We start from the raw sequence: 17,499 nt of genomic DNA, 5'->3' as shown, positions 1-17,499 counted from the left end.
CCGGGCGCCCTACCGCGCGAGCTCGGCGACCAGGTCGCCGGCGCGGACGACCGCGCGCCGCTCGTCCTCGGAGAGGGTCACGTTCCCGACCCGCCGGCGCACCGCCTCGTCCAGGTGGGTGAGGGGGTCGCCGCCGGCTGCGGCGAGGAACAGCCCGACGGCGCGGGCCAGTTCGTCGTGCAACGCGCCGACGGTGTCGGCTCCGTCGGGGTTCACGGCCACCTCGGCCATGATCACCGCGGTCGTCGCGACGTCCAGGTCACCGGGCCCGATCTCGACGTTGTTCCAGTCGATCAGGACCGGGCCGCGGCCGGGCTCCATGATGACGTTGTCCGGGTGCAGGTCCAGGTGGATGAGCCCGTGACCGGCGGCCGCCCGGGCATCCGGCGGCGGGCGCACCCCGCGCAGCGAGCGGTGCAGGTCGGCCAGCACGGTCATGGCCGTCTCAAGGTCCACCTCACCCGCGCCGAGGGCGCCGAGCATGGTCGGCCCGTGCAGTCGCTCCATCACCAGGTCGCCGCCGTTCGCCGAGTGGACCAGCGGGACCGGGAAGCCCTGACCGGTGAGGTGACCGAGCACCGCCAGCTCCGGTTCGGCGTTCTGGCCGTCCCGGTAGCGGCGCAGCACGGTGCCGTCGTCGAGCGCGAACACGTCCGCCGTCCGGCCACGGCCGATCAGCACACCCGGCGGCTCGGCCCCGTCTGCGTTCACGGCCCTATGACATCGAAGTTCTCACCGCTGCGCAACGACCCCGATCCGGACTGGAGGTGCTACTGAGCCTCGATCGCCAGCCGCGCCGCTGCGGGTTCGTCGCCCCGCTCGGCCACGTGGCCGTCGGGTCGCACGAGCACATAGCCGCGCTCGCCGTCGGGGATGCCGTAGCGCTCACGCAGGTCGCCGTTGCGGCCGGGTACGGTGGCGATCCAGAGACTGGGCTCCTTGCTGACCGTCTCGCCGACGGCCTCGGGCTCGAACGCGAGCACGGTGGCGTGGCCGGCTCCGAACAGCTCGTGCACCGAGGCACCCGCGAAGCGACCGTCGGGCGCCCGATCCCCGGGCCGCGGCTCCGGTCCGCGCTCACCGCCATCGACTCGGTCGCGATAGGTCGTAGCCAGCTGCGAGTTCTGCAGGCTGCCCAGCCTCGCGGCACGTCCGCTCCTGCCGCCGGCGCGCAGCAGCAGGTCACGGGCCGCCCGCGCGATGGGATTCCGCATGGCGTACATCCGCCGTCGGGCGTCGACGTCCTTGATCGTTGCGGCCGCAACCGGTCGCCGCTCGCGCTCGTAACCGTCGAGCAGCACGGGCTCGGCCCCGCGCGCGACGGCTGCCAGCCGCCATGCCAGGTTCACTGCGTCCTGAATGCCGAGGTTCATGCCCTGGCCGCCGAAGGGCGGGAATACGTGCGCGGCATCGCCGGCGAGGAAAACGCGGCCGGTGCGGTAGGCGTCGGCCAGTCCCAGGCGGGTGCGGAACACGGAGGTCCACTGCAGGGCCGCGATGCGGACGCCGGTGGGGCCGCGATCGGCGAGCATCTCAGCGAGAACCTTCTCGTTCAGCTCGGGCAACTCGCCCCGCTGGGCGGCGTCGGTGACGTCGACGAAGAGCCGCCAAAGTCGCCCGTCCCCCGGCAGTCGCATGAGCATGAGCGGCCCCTCAGGCCCAAGCCACATGGCGCTGTCGCCCAGCTCCAGGTCGAGGTCGAGCAGGACGTCGGCCAGGTAGTAGGTCTCGCCGGTGGCGCGCTCGGGGAAGGCGATGCCGGCCGCCTCACGCACGCGGCTGCTTGCGCCGTCGGCGCCGATGACCCAGTGGGCCTCGATGACGGCGCCGTCAGCGAGACGAGCCTCGACGCCGCGCTCGTGCTGCGACAGCCCGGCCAGCTCGACACCGCGTTCTATGGCCACGTCGAACTCCTGCAGCCGCCCGCGTAGGATCTCCTCGGCACCCGTCTGCGGCAGCACATAGGTGTGCGGGTACCTGCTCTCCGGCGGCACCCAGCGCAGGTCGACCAGTTCAGTGTCGCCGCGCATGATGCTCGCACCGCGCAGACGGTATGCCACCTGCTCGACCTGCTGCGCGACGCCGAGGCCGGCCAGCACCTCCATCGAGCGGGCCTGCAGCCCGAGCGCGCGCGAACTGCTGCGGGCCTGGTAGCGCTTGTCGATGATCCGCACCCGCACCCCGCTCATGGTGAGGGCGAGTGCGGCGACCATGCCCGTGGGGCCGGCGCCGACGATGAGCGTGTTCATGGTGATCGACCTGCTTCGTGTTCGGTGGATGCGTCTACCGCCCTGAGAGGGGACGTCGCGGCTTGGATCCGGTCTCCCTCGAGCGCCATGCCGAGCACGGCGGGGATGACGTCGGCGGCCGGCGTCGCCGTTCCCCGACGTGCGATGTCAGCATCGTACCATACGGTACGGTATGGAGCTGGCATGCAACGGCTGCTCGACCCATCTGGCCCATCTCGTTCTGGCGGAGGCATCTGGATTTCCGGCCCGGGTTACATCACCGATCATGCACATCGGACCCTCGCACCCCGGTCCGGCTGATCAAGAGCGTGATCCTGGGCGATGACTGCAGTACCCAGGCCCTGCTGAGCGACCCGCGCACGCGTCAGTTCTTTGCCAACGTGCGAGACGGCCCTGGAACTGGATCTGCGGCAGGTGGCGTACGCCGACCTGGTGCCTGTCTTGCAGGATGCTCCAGGGCTGCTCGATGCGGTGATGATGGAGGTTCGGCCTCGCTTCATGGCCCGTGGGCGACTGCCTCGGCGAAGTTCATGATCACCCTTGGCCTGCTGGGCCTGCACGAGGAGTTCGCTACCTTGGCCGCAGGCACCGAGACCAAGACAACAGAGACCGACCGAGCATTGGCTGATCTGGCTCGCCGTGCGCGGTCCGATCGTACGTTGGCGCAGCTGTTCAGCGAGACGCGGCGACCGGTTCGGGTGAGCCACTTTGCCGATATACCCGCCGGACGGAGGTTCCTGGTGTCCTTCCACCAGTTCCTGGCCGCGTACGGGCACCGTGAAGCACTGGACCTCCACGCCAGCCTGCCCGGCTGGGGGGACTCACCCTCAACCGTCTTCGCCTTGTTGAAGGGCATGATCGACTCGGCGGACATCCAGCCGGAACAGGTCGGCGTGGCGAACGTAGAGCGGCGGCTCTTCCTGCGTGCTGCCCTCCGAATCGGTTCCGTTCGCCACCTCGTCGAACGGCAACTGGGCCGCGGCCGTGACTACACGCAGTTCCGTGAGGACACCCACTTCAATACTGCGATGGCACGACCTGTGGTGCGGCGGATCCTGATCGAATACGGCCGCCGGATGGCCGAGGTGGGCGCGTTGACGGACCCAGAGCAGATCTTCGGGCTCCCGCGTCAGGACCTTGATCTCGCTTGGCCGCCGACATCACACGGTTGCGCGACCTGATCAACGAGCGGAAGGCGATCACCTAGGATCATCCGGTCCGCGCGGGAGTTCGATCGCCTCCGCGAGGGCGATGTCCCTGGTCGCTCCCTACACCAACCCGTCATGGACGCCACGGGGCTCGACGTCACGTCACCGTCGACTCAGAACTCCCAGTCCTCGTCCTCGGTGTTCACGGCCTTGCCGATCACGTAGGAGGACCCGGAGCCGGAGAAGAAGTCGTGGTTCTCGTCCGCGTTCGGGGACAGTGCGGACAGGATCGCCGGGTTCACGGCCGTCTGGTCCTTCGGGAACAGGCCCTCGTAGCCGAGGTTCATCAGCGCCTTGTTCGCGTTGTACCGCAGGAACGCCTTGACGTCCTCGGTCAGGCCGAGCGGGTCGTAGAGATCCTCGGTGTACTGCTCCTCGTTCTCGTACAGCTCGAAGAGCAGCTCGAACGTGTAGTCCTTGAGCTCCTGGCGGCGCTCGGGCGACGCCTTCTCCAGGGCCTTCTGGAACTTGTAGCCGATGTAGTACCCGTGCACGGCCTCGTCCCGGATGATCAGCCGGATCAGGTCCGCGGTGTTCGTCAGCTTCGCCCGGCTGGACCAGTACATCGGTGCGTAGAAGCCCGAGTAGAACAGGAACGACTCCAGCATGGTGGAGGCGACCTTGCGCTTCTCCGGGTCATCACCGCGGTAGTAGTTCAGCACGATGTCGGCCTTGCGCTGGAGGTTCTCGTTCTCCTCCGACCAGCGGAACGCGTCATCGATCTCCGCGGTGGAGATCAGGGTGGAGAAGATCGAGGAGTAGGACTTCGCGTGCACCGACTCCATGAACGCGATGTTCGTGTAGACGGCCTCCTCGTGCGGGGTGACCGCGTCCGGGATGAGGCTCACGGCACCGACGGTGCCCTGGATCGTGTCCAGCATGGTCAGGCCGGTGAACACCCGGGTGGTCATGAGCTGCTCGTCCGCGGTGAGCGTGTGCCAGGACTGGATGTCGTTGGACAGCGGGACCTTCTCGGGCAGCCAGAAGTTGCCGGTGAGACGATCCCAGACCTCGAGGTCCTTGTCGTCCTGGATTCTGTTCCAGTTGATGGCCGTGACGCGACTGACCAACTTGAGCTTCTCGGACACGGGTGCTGCTCCTTGCGCGGGGTGGTTCTGGGAGGGGAGAAATGGGGGCCCCTCCCGGCGCGGAGCGAATCACGCGCCGGGAGGGGGATCTGATCCGGAACCGGTCAGGAGACCGGCCGGAGGTTCACAGCATGCAGGACACGCAGCCCTCGACCTCGGTGCCGGTCAGGGCCAGCTGGCGCAGCCGGATGTAGTAGAGCGTCTTGATGCCCTTGCGCCAGGCGTAGATCTGCGCCTTGTTCAGGTCCCGGGTGGTGACGGTGTCCTTGAAGAACAGCGTCAGCGACAGGCCCTGGTCCACGTGCTGGGTGGCCGCGGCGTAGGTGTCGATGATCTTCTCGTAGCCGATCTCATAGGCGTCCTCGAAGTACTCGACGTTGTCGTTGCTCAGGTAGGGCGCCGGGTAGTAGACGCGCCCGATCTTGCCCTCCTTGCGGATCTCGATCTTCGAGGCCACCGGGTGGATCGAGGAGGTCGAGTTGTTGATGTAGGAGATCGAACCGGTGGGCGGCACCGCTTGCAGGTTCTGGTTGTAGATTCCGTGCTCCTGCACGGACGCCTTCAGCGCCGCCCAGTCCTCCTGGGTCGGGATGTGCACACCCGCGTCGGCGAACAGGGTGCGGACCCGCTCGGTGGCCGGCTCCCAGGTCTGGGTGAGGTACTTGTCGAAGTACTCCCCGCTGGCGTACTTCGAGTCGTCGAAGCCCTTGAACTTCGACCCCCGCTCGATGCTGAGCTTGTTCGACTCCGTGAGGGCGTGGAACAGCACCGTGTAGAAGTAGATGTTCGTGAAGTCGATGCCCTCCTCGGACCCGTAGAAGATCCGCTCCCGGGCGAGGTAGCCGTGCAGGTTCATCTGGCCGAGGCCGATCGCGTGCGAGTCGTTGTTGCCCTGCTCGATCGAGGGCACCGACCAGATGTGGGTCTGGTCGGACACGGCGGTCAGGGCCCGGATCGCGGTGCCAACGGTGGCCCCGAAGTTCGGGGAGTCCATGGTGGCGGCGATGTTCAGGGAGCCGAGGTTGCAGGAGATGTCCTTGCCCACGTGGTCGTAGGAGAGGTCCTCGTTGTACGTCGAGGCGGTGGAGACCTGCAGGATCTCCGAGCACAGGTTCGAGTGGGTGATCTTGCCCTTGATCGGGTTCGCCTTGTTCACCGTGTCCTCGAACATGATGTACGGGTAGCCCGACTCGAACTGGATCTCCGCGAGGACCTGGAAGAAGTCGCGCGCCTTGATCTTCTTCTTCTTGATCCGGCCGTCGTCGACCATCTCGTGGTACTTCTCGGAGACGTTGATCTCCGCGAACGGCACGCCGTACACGCGCTCCACGTCGTAGGGGGAGAACAGGTACATGTCCTCGTTCTTGCGGGCCAGCTCGAACGTGATGTCCGGGATCACCACACCGAGCGAGAGCGTCTTGATGCGGATCTTCTCGTCCGCGTTCTCCCGCTTGGTATCCAGGAAGCGCAGGATGTCCGGGTGGTGGGCGTGCAGGTACACGGCGCCCGCACCCTGGCGGGCGCCGAGCTGGTTGGCGTAGGAGAAGGAGTCCTCGAGGAGCTTCATCACCGGGATCACGCCGGAGGACTGGTTCTCGATCTTCTTGATCGGGGCGCCGTGCTCACGGATGTTGGACAGCAGCAGGGCCACGCCGCCGCCACGCTTGGACAACTGCAGCGCGGAGTTGATCGCCCGAGCGATCGACTCCATGTTGTCCTCGATGCGCAGCAGGAAGCAGGACACGGCCTCACCGCGCTGCTTCTTGCCGGAGTTGAGGAACGTGGGGGTGGCCGGCTGGAACCGCCCGGAGACGATCTCGTCCACCATCCGGGTGGCGAACGTCTCGTCGCCGTCGGCCAGGGTGAGCGCCACCATGACCACGCGGTCCTCGAACCGCTCCAGGTAGCGCTTCCCGTCGAAGGTCTTCAGCGTGTACGACGTGTAGTACTTGAACGCGCCCAGGAACGTCTGGAACCGGAACTTCTTGCCGTAGGCGTGGTCGAAGATCGTCTGCAGGAACTCGAAGGAGTACTTCTCCAGGACCTCGGCCTCGTAGTACCCGTTCTCGACCAGGTACTCGAGCTTCTCCTTGAGGTTGTGGAAGAAGACCGTGTTCTGGTTGACGTGCTGCAGGAAGTACTCCCGCGCCGCCTCCCGGTCCTTGTCGAACTGGATCTCGCCGTCCGGGCCGTAGAGGTTGAGCATGGCATTCAGCGCGTGGTAGTCCATCGCCGGCTCACTCGTCGTGGTCTCTGTCATTGTCGTCAGCGTTGCAGCCAAAACTGTCCCAATCCCTCACGGACGCGATGCACGTCCTCAGCGGTTCCCAGTAGTTCGAAGTTGTAGAGGTGGGGCACCTGGCACTTGCGCGCCACGATGTCCCCGGCGATGCAGTAGGCGGAGCCGAAGTTCGTGTTGCCCGCGGCCACCACCCCGCGGATCAGCGACCGGTTCTCCTCGTCGTTGAGGAAGCGGATCACCTGCTTCGGCACGGCGCCCCGCCCGTTCCCGCCGCCGTACGTTGGCACGAACAGCACGTAGGGCGCCTTCACCCTCAGCGCCGGTTCGTGCGCCCGGAGCGGGATGCGCTCCGCCGGCAGCTCGAGCCGGTCCACGAAACGGCGCGTGTTCTCCGAGACGGAGGAGAAGTACACGATGCCGGTCACGATGATCACGCCCTCGGTCGTCAGACGCCTATGACTCATGGCCGACGGCGGGACTTCAGCGGTCCCGTCGCCGGCGGTGTGCGGTGGTGCTCAGGCGAGCACGGCGGCCGGTTCGGCCGCTCCCGCGGCCACGGCCGCGAGCGCCTTGATCTTGTCCGGACGGAAGCCCGACCAGTGGTCGCCACCGGCGAACACCACGGGTGCCTGCTGGTAGCCGAGCGCCTTCACCGACTCCAGGGCCTGCGCGTCCTCGGTGATGTCCACCACCGTGTACTCGAGGCCCTGCTTCTTGAGGGCTCGGTACGTCGCGTCGCACTGCACGCAGGCCGGCTTGCTGAAGACGGTGATGGTCATGGCGGGGATCCCTTCGGTGTGGTGTCGGTGGTGCGTCCCCCTGGACTACCGCCGTGTAACTACCTTCATGTCATTCGTCGGGGCAACTACCGCTGCCCGTTCCATAGACACTACACCTAGTGGTGACGATCCGCGCGAACCCCTAGGGATTGTGTCGGCGCGTCGTGTCGCGGGCGTGTCTTCCACAGCTGGCGGCGTGTCGCTGTGGACTTCCGCGGCCGTTCTGTGTACCGCCTGTGGGCCGACCTGTGGGTAACCGGCCGACGGCGTCGGTGCGGCCGGGTTGTCCACAGCCGGGGCCGTGGCGGAGCCCGATCGACGGTCCGTGAATCCACCGGCTCGTGCACCGTCCGTCCACGGATCCACAACCGCGGACCGGCACCTGGAGCACCTTCTGGTCACGACACCAGTCTCGACCCGACCACCGACATTGGTCGTCGAGGCGCGCGGAACGGGTCCGCACGGACCGACCGGATCCGACCGGATCCGACCGAGTGGGCCTGTGGGTGCGGCACCGCCCGGTTCGCACGGACGCCGACGGCCCCCGGTCACCGTGAGGTGTCCCGGGGGCCGTCGGCGGGATGCGCGCCAGGCGCACCGCGTGGCGGTGCGTCAGCCCCGCGTGGGGATCACCGTCAGGTCGTCCCAGCCGAGGATGACCTCGTCAGCGGCGAGCACCGCGAGCCGGGCCCGGGCCCGGGCGTCGGCCGGCAGGGTGATCGTGACGGTGCCGTCCTCGGCCACCACGGTGGTGCCCAGTCCGGTCGCGTCACCGAGCGGGGTCGAGTACAGGAACGTACCGACCTCGGTGCCGGCGTACTCGGCGCCGACATTCACGGTGAGGCTCCCGCCGGCCCGCGCCGAGGGCGGCAGGTCGAGCGAGCCACGGTTGCCCGGCACGAGTGCCTCCCGCGGCACCGGGACGATCTCGCCCGGCGCCTCGAACTCGGTGGTGAACACCCGCGTGTCGGACAGGGTCACCCCGCCCGCGGCGCTGGTGGTCTCGACGAACCAGGCGTAGGTCTGGTTCGGCTCCAGGTCCGCCCAGGTGACGGTGGCCGCCGTGCCCGAGGGGACGGTGGCGGCGCCGATCACCTCGGACGTCGGGGTGAACAGCGCCACCCCGTCCGTCGCGAAGCTGGTGGCCCGGCTGGACAGGTCGACCGGCAACACCATGTTGTCCTCGAGCCCGTTGTAGCGGGCGTCGGTGTCGAACTCGGTGGCGCCGAAGTCGTCCAGCCACGGGGAGTACGTGTCCACGATCATCTCGGAGCGGTCCACATCGAACTGCAGCAGCCGGAAGAAGCTGGCGCCGAACCGCAGACCCTGCTGCGGGTCGTAGCCGCCGATGTCCACGAGGCCGGCACGCTCGGCGGTGACCTCGTAGAACTGGTAGTCGGCGAGCATCTCCACCACCCCGTTGCCGTCCGCGCCGACGTCGGTGCGCACGTTCGTGCCGACGCCGTGCTCGTGGCCGCCGAGGACCAGGAACACGTTCGGGTTCACGGTGACGACCCGGTTGTAGAGCAGGGCGCCGTCCCGGCTGGAGAACCCGGCGTCACGCCCGTCCGGGTTCACGCTCGGGCGCAGGTAGTCGTGGGCGAGCAGGATCGCGTTGCGGTCGGCGTACTGCGCGAGGATCTCGTTCGCCCAGGCCGCCTCCTCGTTCGTCACGCCGTAGGAGAGGTAGACCGCGACGAAGTCGAGGCCGCCGGCTGTGAACAGGTCGTAGTGGTTCTGGTTGTCGCCGTCGCGCCAGGGCGCCCCGTGGGCGGCGTTGTCCCAGGTGCCGGAGAGCGCCTCGTACCGCTCCGGTCCGTAGTAGTCGTTGAAGAGCGCGCCCGGGCCGTCGTCGGTGCCGGTGCCGTTGTCGTGGTTGCCGGCCAGCACCCCGTTCGGGACACCGGCGTCGTCGAGGATCCGCTGGGCGGCGGAGGACACCTCGTACTCGGCGCGGGCGTTGGCGATGTAGGCCGGGTCGTCGTTGTTCTGGGTGTAGTTCTCGATGATGTCCCCGGTGTGCGCGGCATAGGCGATGCCCCGCTCGTCGGCGTTGTCGGCGATCCACTGGGTGACGTCGGTGTAGGCCTGCTCCCAGACGGCTCGCTCCTGCTCGCTCTCCTGCTCCACGGCCCCTTCGGTCAGGTACTGGGTGTCGGTGAAGTGCGCCAGCGAGAAGTCGTAGTCGTCACGGTCGGCGAAGGAGGCCGGGTCCCCCGGCTCGATGTCGTCGGCGAACGGGTCGGTGCCGGTCACGAGGACGTGCACCAGGCCCGCGTCGAGGTGATCGGCCGCGACCGGGGCCGAGAGCGCGGTGACGCCGTCGAACACACCGCGGGCGCTGTCGGCGAGCATCCACGCACCGGTCCGGACGTCCCACACGTACAGGGAGGCGAGTCGTTGCGGGTCGAGCGTGCCCTGCCACGAGACGGTCGAACCGTCGAGGTCGGACGCGGTGGCGATGTCGTACCGCTGGTAGACCACCGCCGCGCCGGACGGGGAGTCGAGGGTCAGGCCGTCACCGAGGTTCAGTGCGTCGACCGGCACTTCCTCGGCGCCCTCGATGTCGAGCGTGGTCGGCACCGTGTCGGACTCGCCCTGGTAGGCGACGGTCGCACCGTCGGCCCCGGCCCGGTTGAACGTCGCGGTGACCTCACCGCCGTCGGGTTCGGCGACGACCGCGGACAGGTCCACCGTGTCGGTGGTGACCACGGCGCCGTCGGCCGGGCTGAGGTCGGTCGGCACGGACGGCACGCCGAGCGCCACGAACGCGATCTCGTGCGTGGACGTGTTGCCGAGCACGTCCTCGGCGGTGACGGTGATGACGTGCTCACCGGCGGTCAGGCCCGGCCCGATGGACGTGCCCGGGGCCACCTCCGCGCCGTCGAGGGTGAGGGTGGGCTCGCCGAGCACGCCGGAGAGGTCCTCCAGGTCGACGGCGAGGGGCACCGGGGAGCCGATCTCGGCACCGTCGGCGGGGCTGCTGCCGGTCAGGGCGGGTCCGGTGTTGTCGGTGCTGATGGTGCGGCGCGAGGTCGCGCCGGACGCGCTGACCGCGGTGAGCGTGTGCTCGCCGTCCGTCAGGCCTGCGGTGTCGACGTCCGCGCGCAGGCCGGAGGTCTGGGCGTCGACGACGAAGGTGAGGCTGATCTCGCGGGGCTTGGTGGTGTTGTCGCCGCAGTTGCCGTCGCCCATGTCGTAGGAGGCTGCGATGTCCTGCCCGACGGCGGTGCCCTGGGACACCTCCAGGCCCAGGTCCGAGACCACGAAGTCGTCGCGGTTGGCGCCGCAGGACGTGACGAAGGTTCCGGTGACCACCTCGATGGTGTTCTCGCCCGCGAGCAGGTAGGAGTTGGGCACGTCCACGCGTACGGTCTCGCTGACGTGGTCGCCGAGCAGGATGGGCAGGCCGTTGACGACGACGGAGTTGCCGTAGCGGGCCTCGATCGAGTTCGTGCCGACGGTGAACACGAACGCCGAGGTGTCGGCGCCGAGCGTGGGGACCGCGGGCAGCGGTTCGTCGTCGAGGGTGAGTTCCGCGACGGGGTCCGCGGCGTCCGTTGGCGCGGCGAGGAACGTCTGCGGCCCGTTCAGGAGGGCGCCGTCCACGGGGATGATCGTCGGCGCACCGGGGTCACCGTTGTTCACGACGACGGAGTGGGACGTGCTCACCCCGGCGGCGGTGACCGCCTCGAGGGTGTGCGTGCCGTCCGTCAGCACGGTGGTGTCCAGGGTGGTGGCCAGACCGGTGGTCGCGCCGGGCGTGCCGTCGAGCTCGAAGGTCAGCGCGACCTCGAGCAGGCGGGAGGTGTTCGAGCCGCAGCTGCCGTCGCCCATCAGGTAGGCGTACTCGTTGGCGGATCCGTCCGCCGTGCCGTCGAGGAACTCGACGGCGAGGTTCGAGATGTCGAAGTCGTCGAAGTTGTCCCCGCAGTCGGCGGGCACGGAGCCGGTGACGAACTCGACGGTGTTGGTGCCGTCGGTGAGGTAGTCGTTCGGGACCGGCAGCGCGACCCGCTCGTCGACGTAGTCGCGTTCGGTCAGCCCGATGACGTTGCCGTTGACGACCACCGAGTTGCCGAACCGCGCCTCGATCGAGTTCGTGCCCACGTCGAACAGAAGAGTGGCCGTGCCGGTCGTCACGTCGGCGGTGAGGTCCTCGCCGTCGAGCCGCAGCGCGGTCACCGAGTCACCGGCCGCGACCGGCTCGGCGGTGACCGCAGCGTCGCCGTGCAGGTAGCTGCCCTGTTCGGGCAGCAGGACCGGTGCCCCGTCCTCGGTATCGGCCAGCGCGCCCGGTGCCAGCAGGCCGGACGCCACCAGCCCGGCCCCGGTCACCAACGCGACGGCGCTCGCGCGCCTTGATCTCCCGCTACGTTCTCGCATGCTGCTGCGCACGTTCCGTTCCCCCGGATCGTCGTGGAGTCCCCGCCTTCACGTCGGCCGGGGCGGACGTCATCGCCCGGGTACCCAGCCTGTCGGTGCCGGGTGAACTGCGTCCGACCTGCGCGCGAAGCGCCGTCAACGGATCGGCGCCCAGTTGAAGATCGAACGAGTTCGGCCGGCGGGCCGTGCGTCGACGCCGCGGACGGGCCACGGCACACCGTCGTTAGGGTTCGACCATGGCCACCACACCACGAGTGATCGGGATGCTCGGCGGGATGAGCTGGGAGTCCAGTGCCGAGTACTACCGGCTCGCCAACGAACTGGTCCGGGAGCGACTGGGCGGGTTTCACTCGGCGCGCATCGTGATGGCCTCGGTCGACTTCGCCGAGATCGAGGAGCTACAGGTCGCCGGACGCTGGAGCGAGGCCGGTGACCTGCTCGCCCGGGCCGCGGTGGGTCTGCAGGCCGCCGGTGCCGAACTGCTGCTGATCTGCACGAACACGATGCACAAGGTGGCCGACCGGATCGAGGCCGCGATCGACATCCCGCTGCTGCACCTGGCCGACACCACCGCCGCGGCGGTGGCCCGCGAGGGCCTGCACACGGTCGGTCTGCTCGGCACCGCGTTCACCATGGAGCAGGACTTCTACCGGGACCGGCTCGCCGCGCACGACCTCACCGTGCTCGTCCCGGCCGCGGACGACCGGGCCGAGGTGCACCGGATCATCTACGACGAGCTCTGCCTCGGCGACGTGCGGCCGTCCTCGCGCGCCACCTATCGCGGCGTGATCCACCGCCTGGCCGCGGCCGGCGCGCAGGGCGTGATCCTGGGGTGCACCGAGATCGAGCTGCTGATCCACGCCGAGGACAGTCCGATCCCGGTGTTCCCGACCACTCGCCTGCATGTGGAGGCGGCGGTGACCGCCTCCCTCGGCGGCGCCGGCTGACCGACCGTGATCGCAGGCCCGTCCTCCGCGTGTCTGCACCCGGGCGCACCGGCGGCTCGGCAGACTTGACCCCGTGCCCCCGACAGCCCAGCCGCCGCGCCATGTCCTCGTCACCGGGGCCGCCGGCACGATCGGACGCGGGGTGCTCTGGGCGCTGCGGCGTGCGGGCATCGCGTCCACCGCCCTGGTCCTCGACGACCCCGGCGACCTTGACGCCGACCGGGTGGTGCTCGGCACGGCGACCGACCGCGACCGGGTGCGGGACGCGCTCGACGGCGCGGACGCCGTCGTACATCTTGCCGCCCTTGCGGCGCCACACCTGGGCACCGCGGATGCGGTGTTCGGCGGCAACACGGCCGCCACGTTCACCGTGCTCGACGCCGCCGGCCGGGCCGGCGTGCGGCGTGCCGCCATCGCGAGCAGCATCAACGCGCTCGGGGTGCTCTACAGCCCGGTGCCGGTCGCACCCGCGTACTTCCCGCTCGAGGTCGAGATGCCCACCGCGGCCGCCGACCCGTACTCGTTGTCCAAGCGCGTCGACGAGGAGATCGCCCGCGCCATGCATCGCGCATACGGCATGGACGTGATCGCGCTGCGGTACCCGATGACCGGCGGGCTCGGGGAGGAGCCGGGCCTCGGGGACAGGCTCCTCGGCGGCATCGCGAACGGGCGGGCGAACCCGGCCGCCGTGGCCGCGGACGGGTGGAGCTACCTCGAGGTGCGCGACGCCGCCCGCGCCGCACTCGCCGCCCTCAGCCCTCGCCGTCGGGGCGCGTTCGCCGTACATGTGGCCGCGCCCACCACCTACCTCGCCGAACCCACCGAGGCAGCGCTCGACCGGTACTGGCCGGGCGTGCCGCGACGCCGGCCGATCCCCGGCCGGGACGTTCCGATCGACCTGCGCCCGGCGCAGGACCTGCTCGGGTTCAACGCCGAACACGTCGTCGACCTCGAGTCGGACTGACCGAACCACCCACCCACCACCACGAGGACGTGAACCAGCTCCATGCCTGTCGACCCAACCGTCGAGCCCGCCTTTCCGACCGTCACCCCGCCCTGGCCCGCCCCTGACGACCTGCGCATCACCGCGGTGCGCGCGATCGTCACGGCGCCCGAGGGGATCCCGCTCGTGGTCGTCCGCGTGGACACCACCGACCCGCAGATCTACGGCCTCGGCTGCGCGACCTTCACCCAGCGGTGGCGGGCCGTGGCCACCTATGTCGACGAGCACGTCGCCCGGCTCGTGGTCGGGCGCCACCCCGAGGACATCGAGGACATCGTCCGGGCCGTGAAGTTCTCCTCGTACTGGCGCGAGGGCCCGGTCGGCAACAACGCGATCTCGGGCCTGGACATGGCGCTCTGGGACATCGCCGGCAAGCGCGCCGGGCTGCCGGTCCACGCGCTCCTCGGCGGCCGGGTGCGCGCCGCCGTGCCCACCTATGCGCACGCCTCCGGTGGCGACATCGACGCCACGCTCGCCTCCGCCCGCACCTGGATGGACTCCGGCTGGCGGCATGTGCGGCTGCAGGTCTCCCAGCCCGGACGCGGCGGCTACGGCAGCACCGGCTCCGAGGCCGCCTACCCTGGCCAGCCGAACGAGGACGGCTGGGATGTGCAGCACTACCTGCGCACCACGCCGGAACTGTTTGCGCGCGCCCGCGCCGAGCTCGGCGACGAGGTCAACCTGCTCCACGACGTGCACTCCCGGCTGACCCCGAAGCAGGCGGTGCTGCTGGCCCGCGCGCTGGAGCCGTACCGGCTGTTCTTCCTCGAGGACGTCCTGGCGCCGGAGTTCTTCGACGACCTCCCCGCCGTCCGGGCCGCGTCCCCGGTGCCGATCGCGGTCGGCGAGCTGTGCACCTCGCTGACCGACGCCGCCCGACTGATCACCGACGGCGGCGTGGACCTGATCCGCTGCCACATCACCGCCATCGGTGGTCTGACGCCGGCCCGCAAGCTCGCGACGCTGGCCGAGTTCCACGGCGTCCAGACGGCGTGGCACTCCCCCGGCGACGTGTCCCCGGTGGGCGCGGCCGCGAACGTCGCGGTGGACGTGACCAGCGCCGCGTTCGGGATCCAGGAGTACCACCACTACTCCGAGCCCGTGCACGAGGTGTTCCCCGGCACGCTGCGGGCCGAGGCCGGGTACCTGCGTCCGAACGTGGCACCCGGCTGGGGCATCGACATCGACGAGGAGGCGGCCGCCCGCTATCCCGCGGGCCTGTCCCGGCACGACGAGTGGGCCCTCGGCGTGCGCGGGCTGGACGGCGCGCTGTACGCACCATGAGCGGACCGGATTCCATGCACACCCTGACCAACGCCGAACTGACCGTCGAACTCCTGGACCCGGTCGCGGACCGAGCCAGGTTCGGGCCGCGGTACTGCACCGGCGGCTACGTCTTCCAGATCCACGACAGCCGGCATGGCCCGCTGCTGACCGGGCCCACCTATCCGCACGAGTTCAACTGGTTCGACGGGCAGGGCATCCCCGACGCGTTCAACCTCGCGCCGTTGCGGGACCCGGCGAGCACCGGCACCACCTCGCTCGTGATCGGCGTCGGGACCTGCGATCTCGAACGGCGCGAGGTGCTCGAGTTCTGCTCCTGGAGACCGAGCAGGTGGCCACGCCCGGCGGTGGCGCCATCACCTACCGCACCGAGCACGCCTTCCAGGGTTTCGAACTGACCCTCGTGCGGACCGTGACGCTGGAGAACCGGACCCTGCACTCCGAGACCGAGATCCACAACCACGGTCAGCGGTTGCTCCCGGTCTCCTGGTTCCCGCACCCCTTCTATCCGCAGCCGTCCGGGGACGAACTGCTGCGCACGAGCCTGCCGATCGAGATGCCGGACAACGACGGCTACGACCTCGCGCCGAACGGTTTCATCCGACGACGGGCGCTCGCTCCCGGGCACGAGGGCCACTACGCCGCGCTCGGTGTGCGGGCCCAGGAGCGGGCCACGTTCACGCAGCGGCATCCGGCCCTCGGGCTGGTCACCGCGACGACGAGCTACGCGCCGACGTTCCTGCCGGTCTGGGGCAACCACGAGACGTTCTCGTTCGAGCCGTTCTTCGAGCGGACCCTCGGCGCCGGCCAGTCCGACCGGTGGTCGGTCAGCTACGACTTCTGAGCCCGGGTCCGGGCGCGCCGAGCACCCGGTCCCTGGCGAGCGCTGCGAACCACAGCGCCGAGTCCTTCGGGGTTCGGCGCTGGGTCTCGTAGTCCACGTGCACGATGCCGAACCGCTTGTCGTACCCGTGTGCCCACTCGAAGTTGTCGAGCAGGGACCACACGAAGTAGCCGCGCACGTCGGCACCCCGCTCGCGGGCCCGGGCGCATGCGACCAGGTGCCGGTGCAGATAGTCCCGCCGGGCGTCGTCGTGCACCGCGCCGTCGGGCGTGACGACATCGGTGAACGCGGCGCCGCTCTCGGTGACCATCAGCGGCAGCGCGGGGAACGCCTCAGCCAGGTTCACGAGCACCTGCTCGAGCGCCTCGGGTGCGATGTTCCAACCCATAGCCGTGGTCGGGCCCGGCTGCGGCAGGAACTCGACGACCTCGTCGGAGCCGACCCACGGCGAGGCCGCCGACGGCTTGTGGCCGTCGGCCGTCACCCGCTCACCCCGGCCGTCCCAGCTGCGCACCGTGACCGTCGAGTAGTAGTTGACGCCGAGCACGTCGATCGGGACGTGTATCAGCGCGGCGTCACCGTCGCGCACGAAGGACCAATCGGTCAGGTGCGCCGTGTCCGCGAGGAGCCGCTCCGGGTAGGCACCGCGCAGCATCGGGCCGAGGAACGCCCCGTTCGCGATCGCGTCGACGCGCTCCACCGCCTCCGGGCCGCCGGGTCCACCGTCGCGCGCGGCGTGCAGGTTGAGCGTCACGGAGATGATGGTCGACGGCGCGGTCCGCTCCCGTAGGACGGTGGCGGCCAGGCCGTGGGCCAGGTTCAGGTGGTGGACGGCGGCGAGCGCCTCGGCACCGTTCGCGCGCCCGGGCGCCATCACGCCGGAGGCGTACCCGAGGTAGGCGGCGGCCCACGGCTCGTTCAGGGTGGTCCAGGTGGGCACCCGGTCGCCGAGGGCGTCCGCCATCAGGGCCGCGTAGTCGGCGAACTGAGCCGCGACGTCCCGGTTCGGCCAGCCGCCGGTGTCCTCGAGGGCCTGCGGGAGGTCCCAGTGGTACAGCGTCGCGACCGGGGCGATGCCACGCTCCAGCAGCCCGTCGACGAGCCGCGAGTAGAAGTCGACCCCGCGCGGGTTCGCCGGGCCGGTGCCATCGGCCTGGATCCGCGGCCAGGAGATCGAGAACCGGTACGCGTCCAGGTTCAGGGATGCCATCAGGTCGAGGTCCTGGCCGAGGCGATGGTAGTGATCGGCCGCGACGTCACCGGTGTCGCCGTTCGCGATCCGACCGGGTGTGTGGCTGTAGGTGTCCCAGATCGAGCGACCGCGGCCGTCGGCGTCCGCCGCGCCCTCGATCTGATAGGCGGCAGTGGCCGCGCCGAGTACGAAGTCCGGCCCGAACACGTCGCCCGTGCGCCGGTGGTCGGCGCCCGGTTCGGGCCCGGCCGGGACGGCGCCGACCACGGCCGGGCCG

The 17,499-nt window shown here is 69.7% G+C and carries 14 protein-coding genes; 6 read left to right on the top strand and 8 right to left on the bottom strand.

The genetic code is table 11. From position 1 onward, the window contains the following. Positions 1 to 9: 9 nt before the first annotated feature. On the bottom strand, positions 10 to 711 hold the full coding sequence (locus GKS42_RS00410; RefSeq protein ID WP_154792035.1) for a phosphotransferase: 702 nt from the start codon (positions 709 to 711) through the stop codon (positions 10 to 12). 59 nt (positions 712 to 770) lie between these two features. Further along, entirely contained in the window at positions 771 to 2,249 is a 1,479-nt protein-coding gene (locus GKS42_RS00405; RefSeq protein WP_154792034.1) for an FAD-dependent monooxygenase, read from the bottom strand. Between the two features lie 530 nt (positions 2,250 to 2,779). Here GKS42_RS00405 and GKS42_RS00400 point away from each other — a divergent pair. Further along, positions 2,780 to 3,430, top strand: a complete 651-nt coding sequence (locus GKS42_RS00400) for a hypothetical protein (protein WP_154792033.1) — start codon at positions 2,780 to 2,782, stop codon at positions 3,428 to 3,430. Between the two features lie 140 nt (positions 3,431 to 3,570). On the opposite strand, the gene nrdF is transcribed toward GKS42_RS00400, so the two are convergent. The 5 genes from nrdF to GKS42_RS00375 all read right to left on the bottom strand — a co-directional run bounded on the left by nrdF (position 3,571) and on the right by GKS42_RS00375 (position 11,952). After that, positions 3,571 to 4,545 (bottom strand): class 1b ribonucleoside-diphosphate reductase subunit beta, encoded by a 975-nt coding sequence (nrdF, locus tag GKS42_RS00395; RefSeq protein WP_154792032.1) that lies wholly within the window; start codon positions 4,543 to 4,545, stop codon positions 3,571 to 3,573. 124 nt (positions 4,546 to 4,669) lie between these two features. After that, positions 4,670 to 6,805 carry a class 1b ribonucleoside-diphosphate reductase subunit alpha gene (gene nrdE, locus GKS42_RS00390; protein WP_154792031.1) on the bottom strand — a complete coding sequence of 712 codons (2,136 nt, stop codon included), beginning with the start codon at positions 6,803 to 6,805 and terminating at the stop codon, positions 4,670 to 4,672. A gap of 5 nt (positions 6,806 to 6,810) precedes the next feature. Beyond that, positions 6,811 to 7,212: a class Ib ribonucleoside-diphosphate reductase assembly flavoprotein NrdI gene (gene nrdI / locus GKS42_RS00385; protein ID WP_154796462.1), complete on the bottom strand. Its 402-nt coding sequence runs from the start codon at positions 7,210 to 7,212 to the stop codon at positions 6,811 to 6,813. A 90-nt stretch (positions 7,213 to 7,302) separates the two neighbouring features. Continuing rightward, on the bottom strand, positions 7,303 to 7,566 hold the full coding sequence (gene nrdH, locus GKS42_RS00380) for a glutaredoxin-like protein NrdH (protein ID WP_154792030.1): 264 nt from the start codon (positions 7,564 to 7,566) through the stop codon (positions 7,303 to 7,305). 612 nt (positions 7,567 to 8,178) lie between these two features. Next, positions 8,179 to 11,952 (bottom strand): metallophosphoesterase family protein, encoded by a 3,774-nt coding sequence (locus GKS42_RS00375; RefSeq protein WP_154792029.1) that lies wholly within the window; start codon positions 11,950 to 11,952, stop codon positions 8,179 to 8,181. A 236-nt stretch (positions 11,953 to 12,188) separates the two neighbouring features. Here GKS42_RS00375 and GKS42_RS00370 point away from each other — a divergent pair, with 236 nt between their 5' ends. The 5 genes from GKS42_RS00370 (at position 12,189) to GKS42_RS26145 (ending at position 16,030) form a co-directional block, all read left to right on the top strand. Next, entirely contained in the window at positions 12,189 to 12,899 is a 711-nt protein-coding gene (locus GKS42_RS00370) for an aspartate/glutamate racemase family protein (protein WP_154792028.1), read from the top strand. A gap of 73 nt (positions 12,900 to 12,972) precedes the next feature. Next, positions 12,973 to 13,863 carry an NAD-dependent epimerase/dehydratase family protein gene (locus GKS42_RS00365; RefSeq protein ID WP_154792027.1) on the top strand — a complete coding sequence of 297 codons (891 nt, stop codon included), beginning with the start codon at positions 12,973 to 12,975 and terminating at the stop codon, positions 13,861 to 13,863. A 42-nt stretch (positions 13,864 to 13,905) separates the two neighbouring features. Beyond that, positions 13,906 to 15,186, top strand: coding sequence for an enolase C-terminal domain-like protein (locus tag GKS42_RS00360; RefSeq protein ID WP_154792026.1), 1,281 nt, complete (start codon positions 13,906 to 13,908; stop codon positions 15,184 to 15,186). Between the two features lie 14 nt (positions 15,187 to 15,200). Beyond that, entirely contained in the window at positions 15,201 to 15,584 is a 384-nt protein-coding gene (locus GKS42_RS26150; RefSeq protein ID WP_210769277.1) for a hypothetical protein, read from the top strand. Then, positions 15,518 to 16,030: an aldose epimerase family protein gene (locus GKS42_RS26145; RefSeq protein ID WP_210769276.1), complete on the top strand. Its 513-nt coding sequence runs from the start codon at positions 15,518 to 15,520 to the stop codon at positions 16,028 to 16,030. Before GKS42_RS26150 ends, GKS42_RS26145 begins: the two co-directional genes overlap by 67 nt. Here the strand turns inward: GKS42_RS26145 and GKS42_RS00350 are convergent. Beyond that, positions 16,014 to 17,489 carry a GH1 family beta-glucosidase gene (locus tag GKS42_RS00350; RefSeq protein ID WP_210769372.1) on the bottom strand — a complete coding sequence of 492 codons (1,476 nt, stop codon included), beginning with the start codon at positions 17,487 to 17,489 and terminating at the stop codon, positions 16,014 to 16,016. The two genes, GKS42_RS26145 and GKS42_RS00350, sit on opposite strands and share 17 nt — an antisense overlap. Between the last annotated feature and the right edge of the window lie 10 nt (positions 17,490 to 17,499).

It is taken from the genome of Occultella kanbiaonis, assembly GCF_009708215.1.
Taxonomy (GTDB): Bacteria; Actinomycetota; Actinomycetes; order Actinomycetales; family Beutenbergiaceae; genus Occultella; species Occultella kanbiaonis.
Note: the sequence above shows the minus strand (reverse complement) of the source record. Positions and strands in the feature narration are given on the sequence as shown.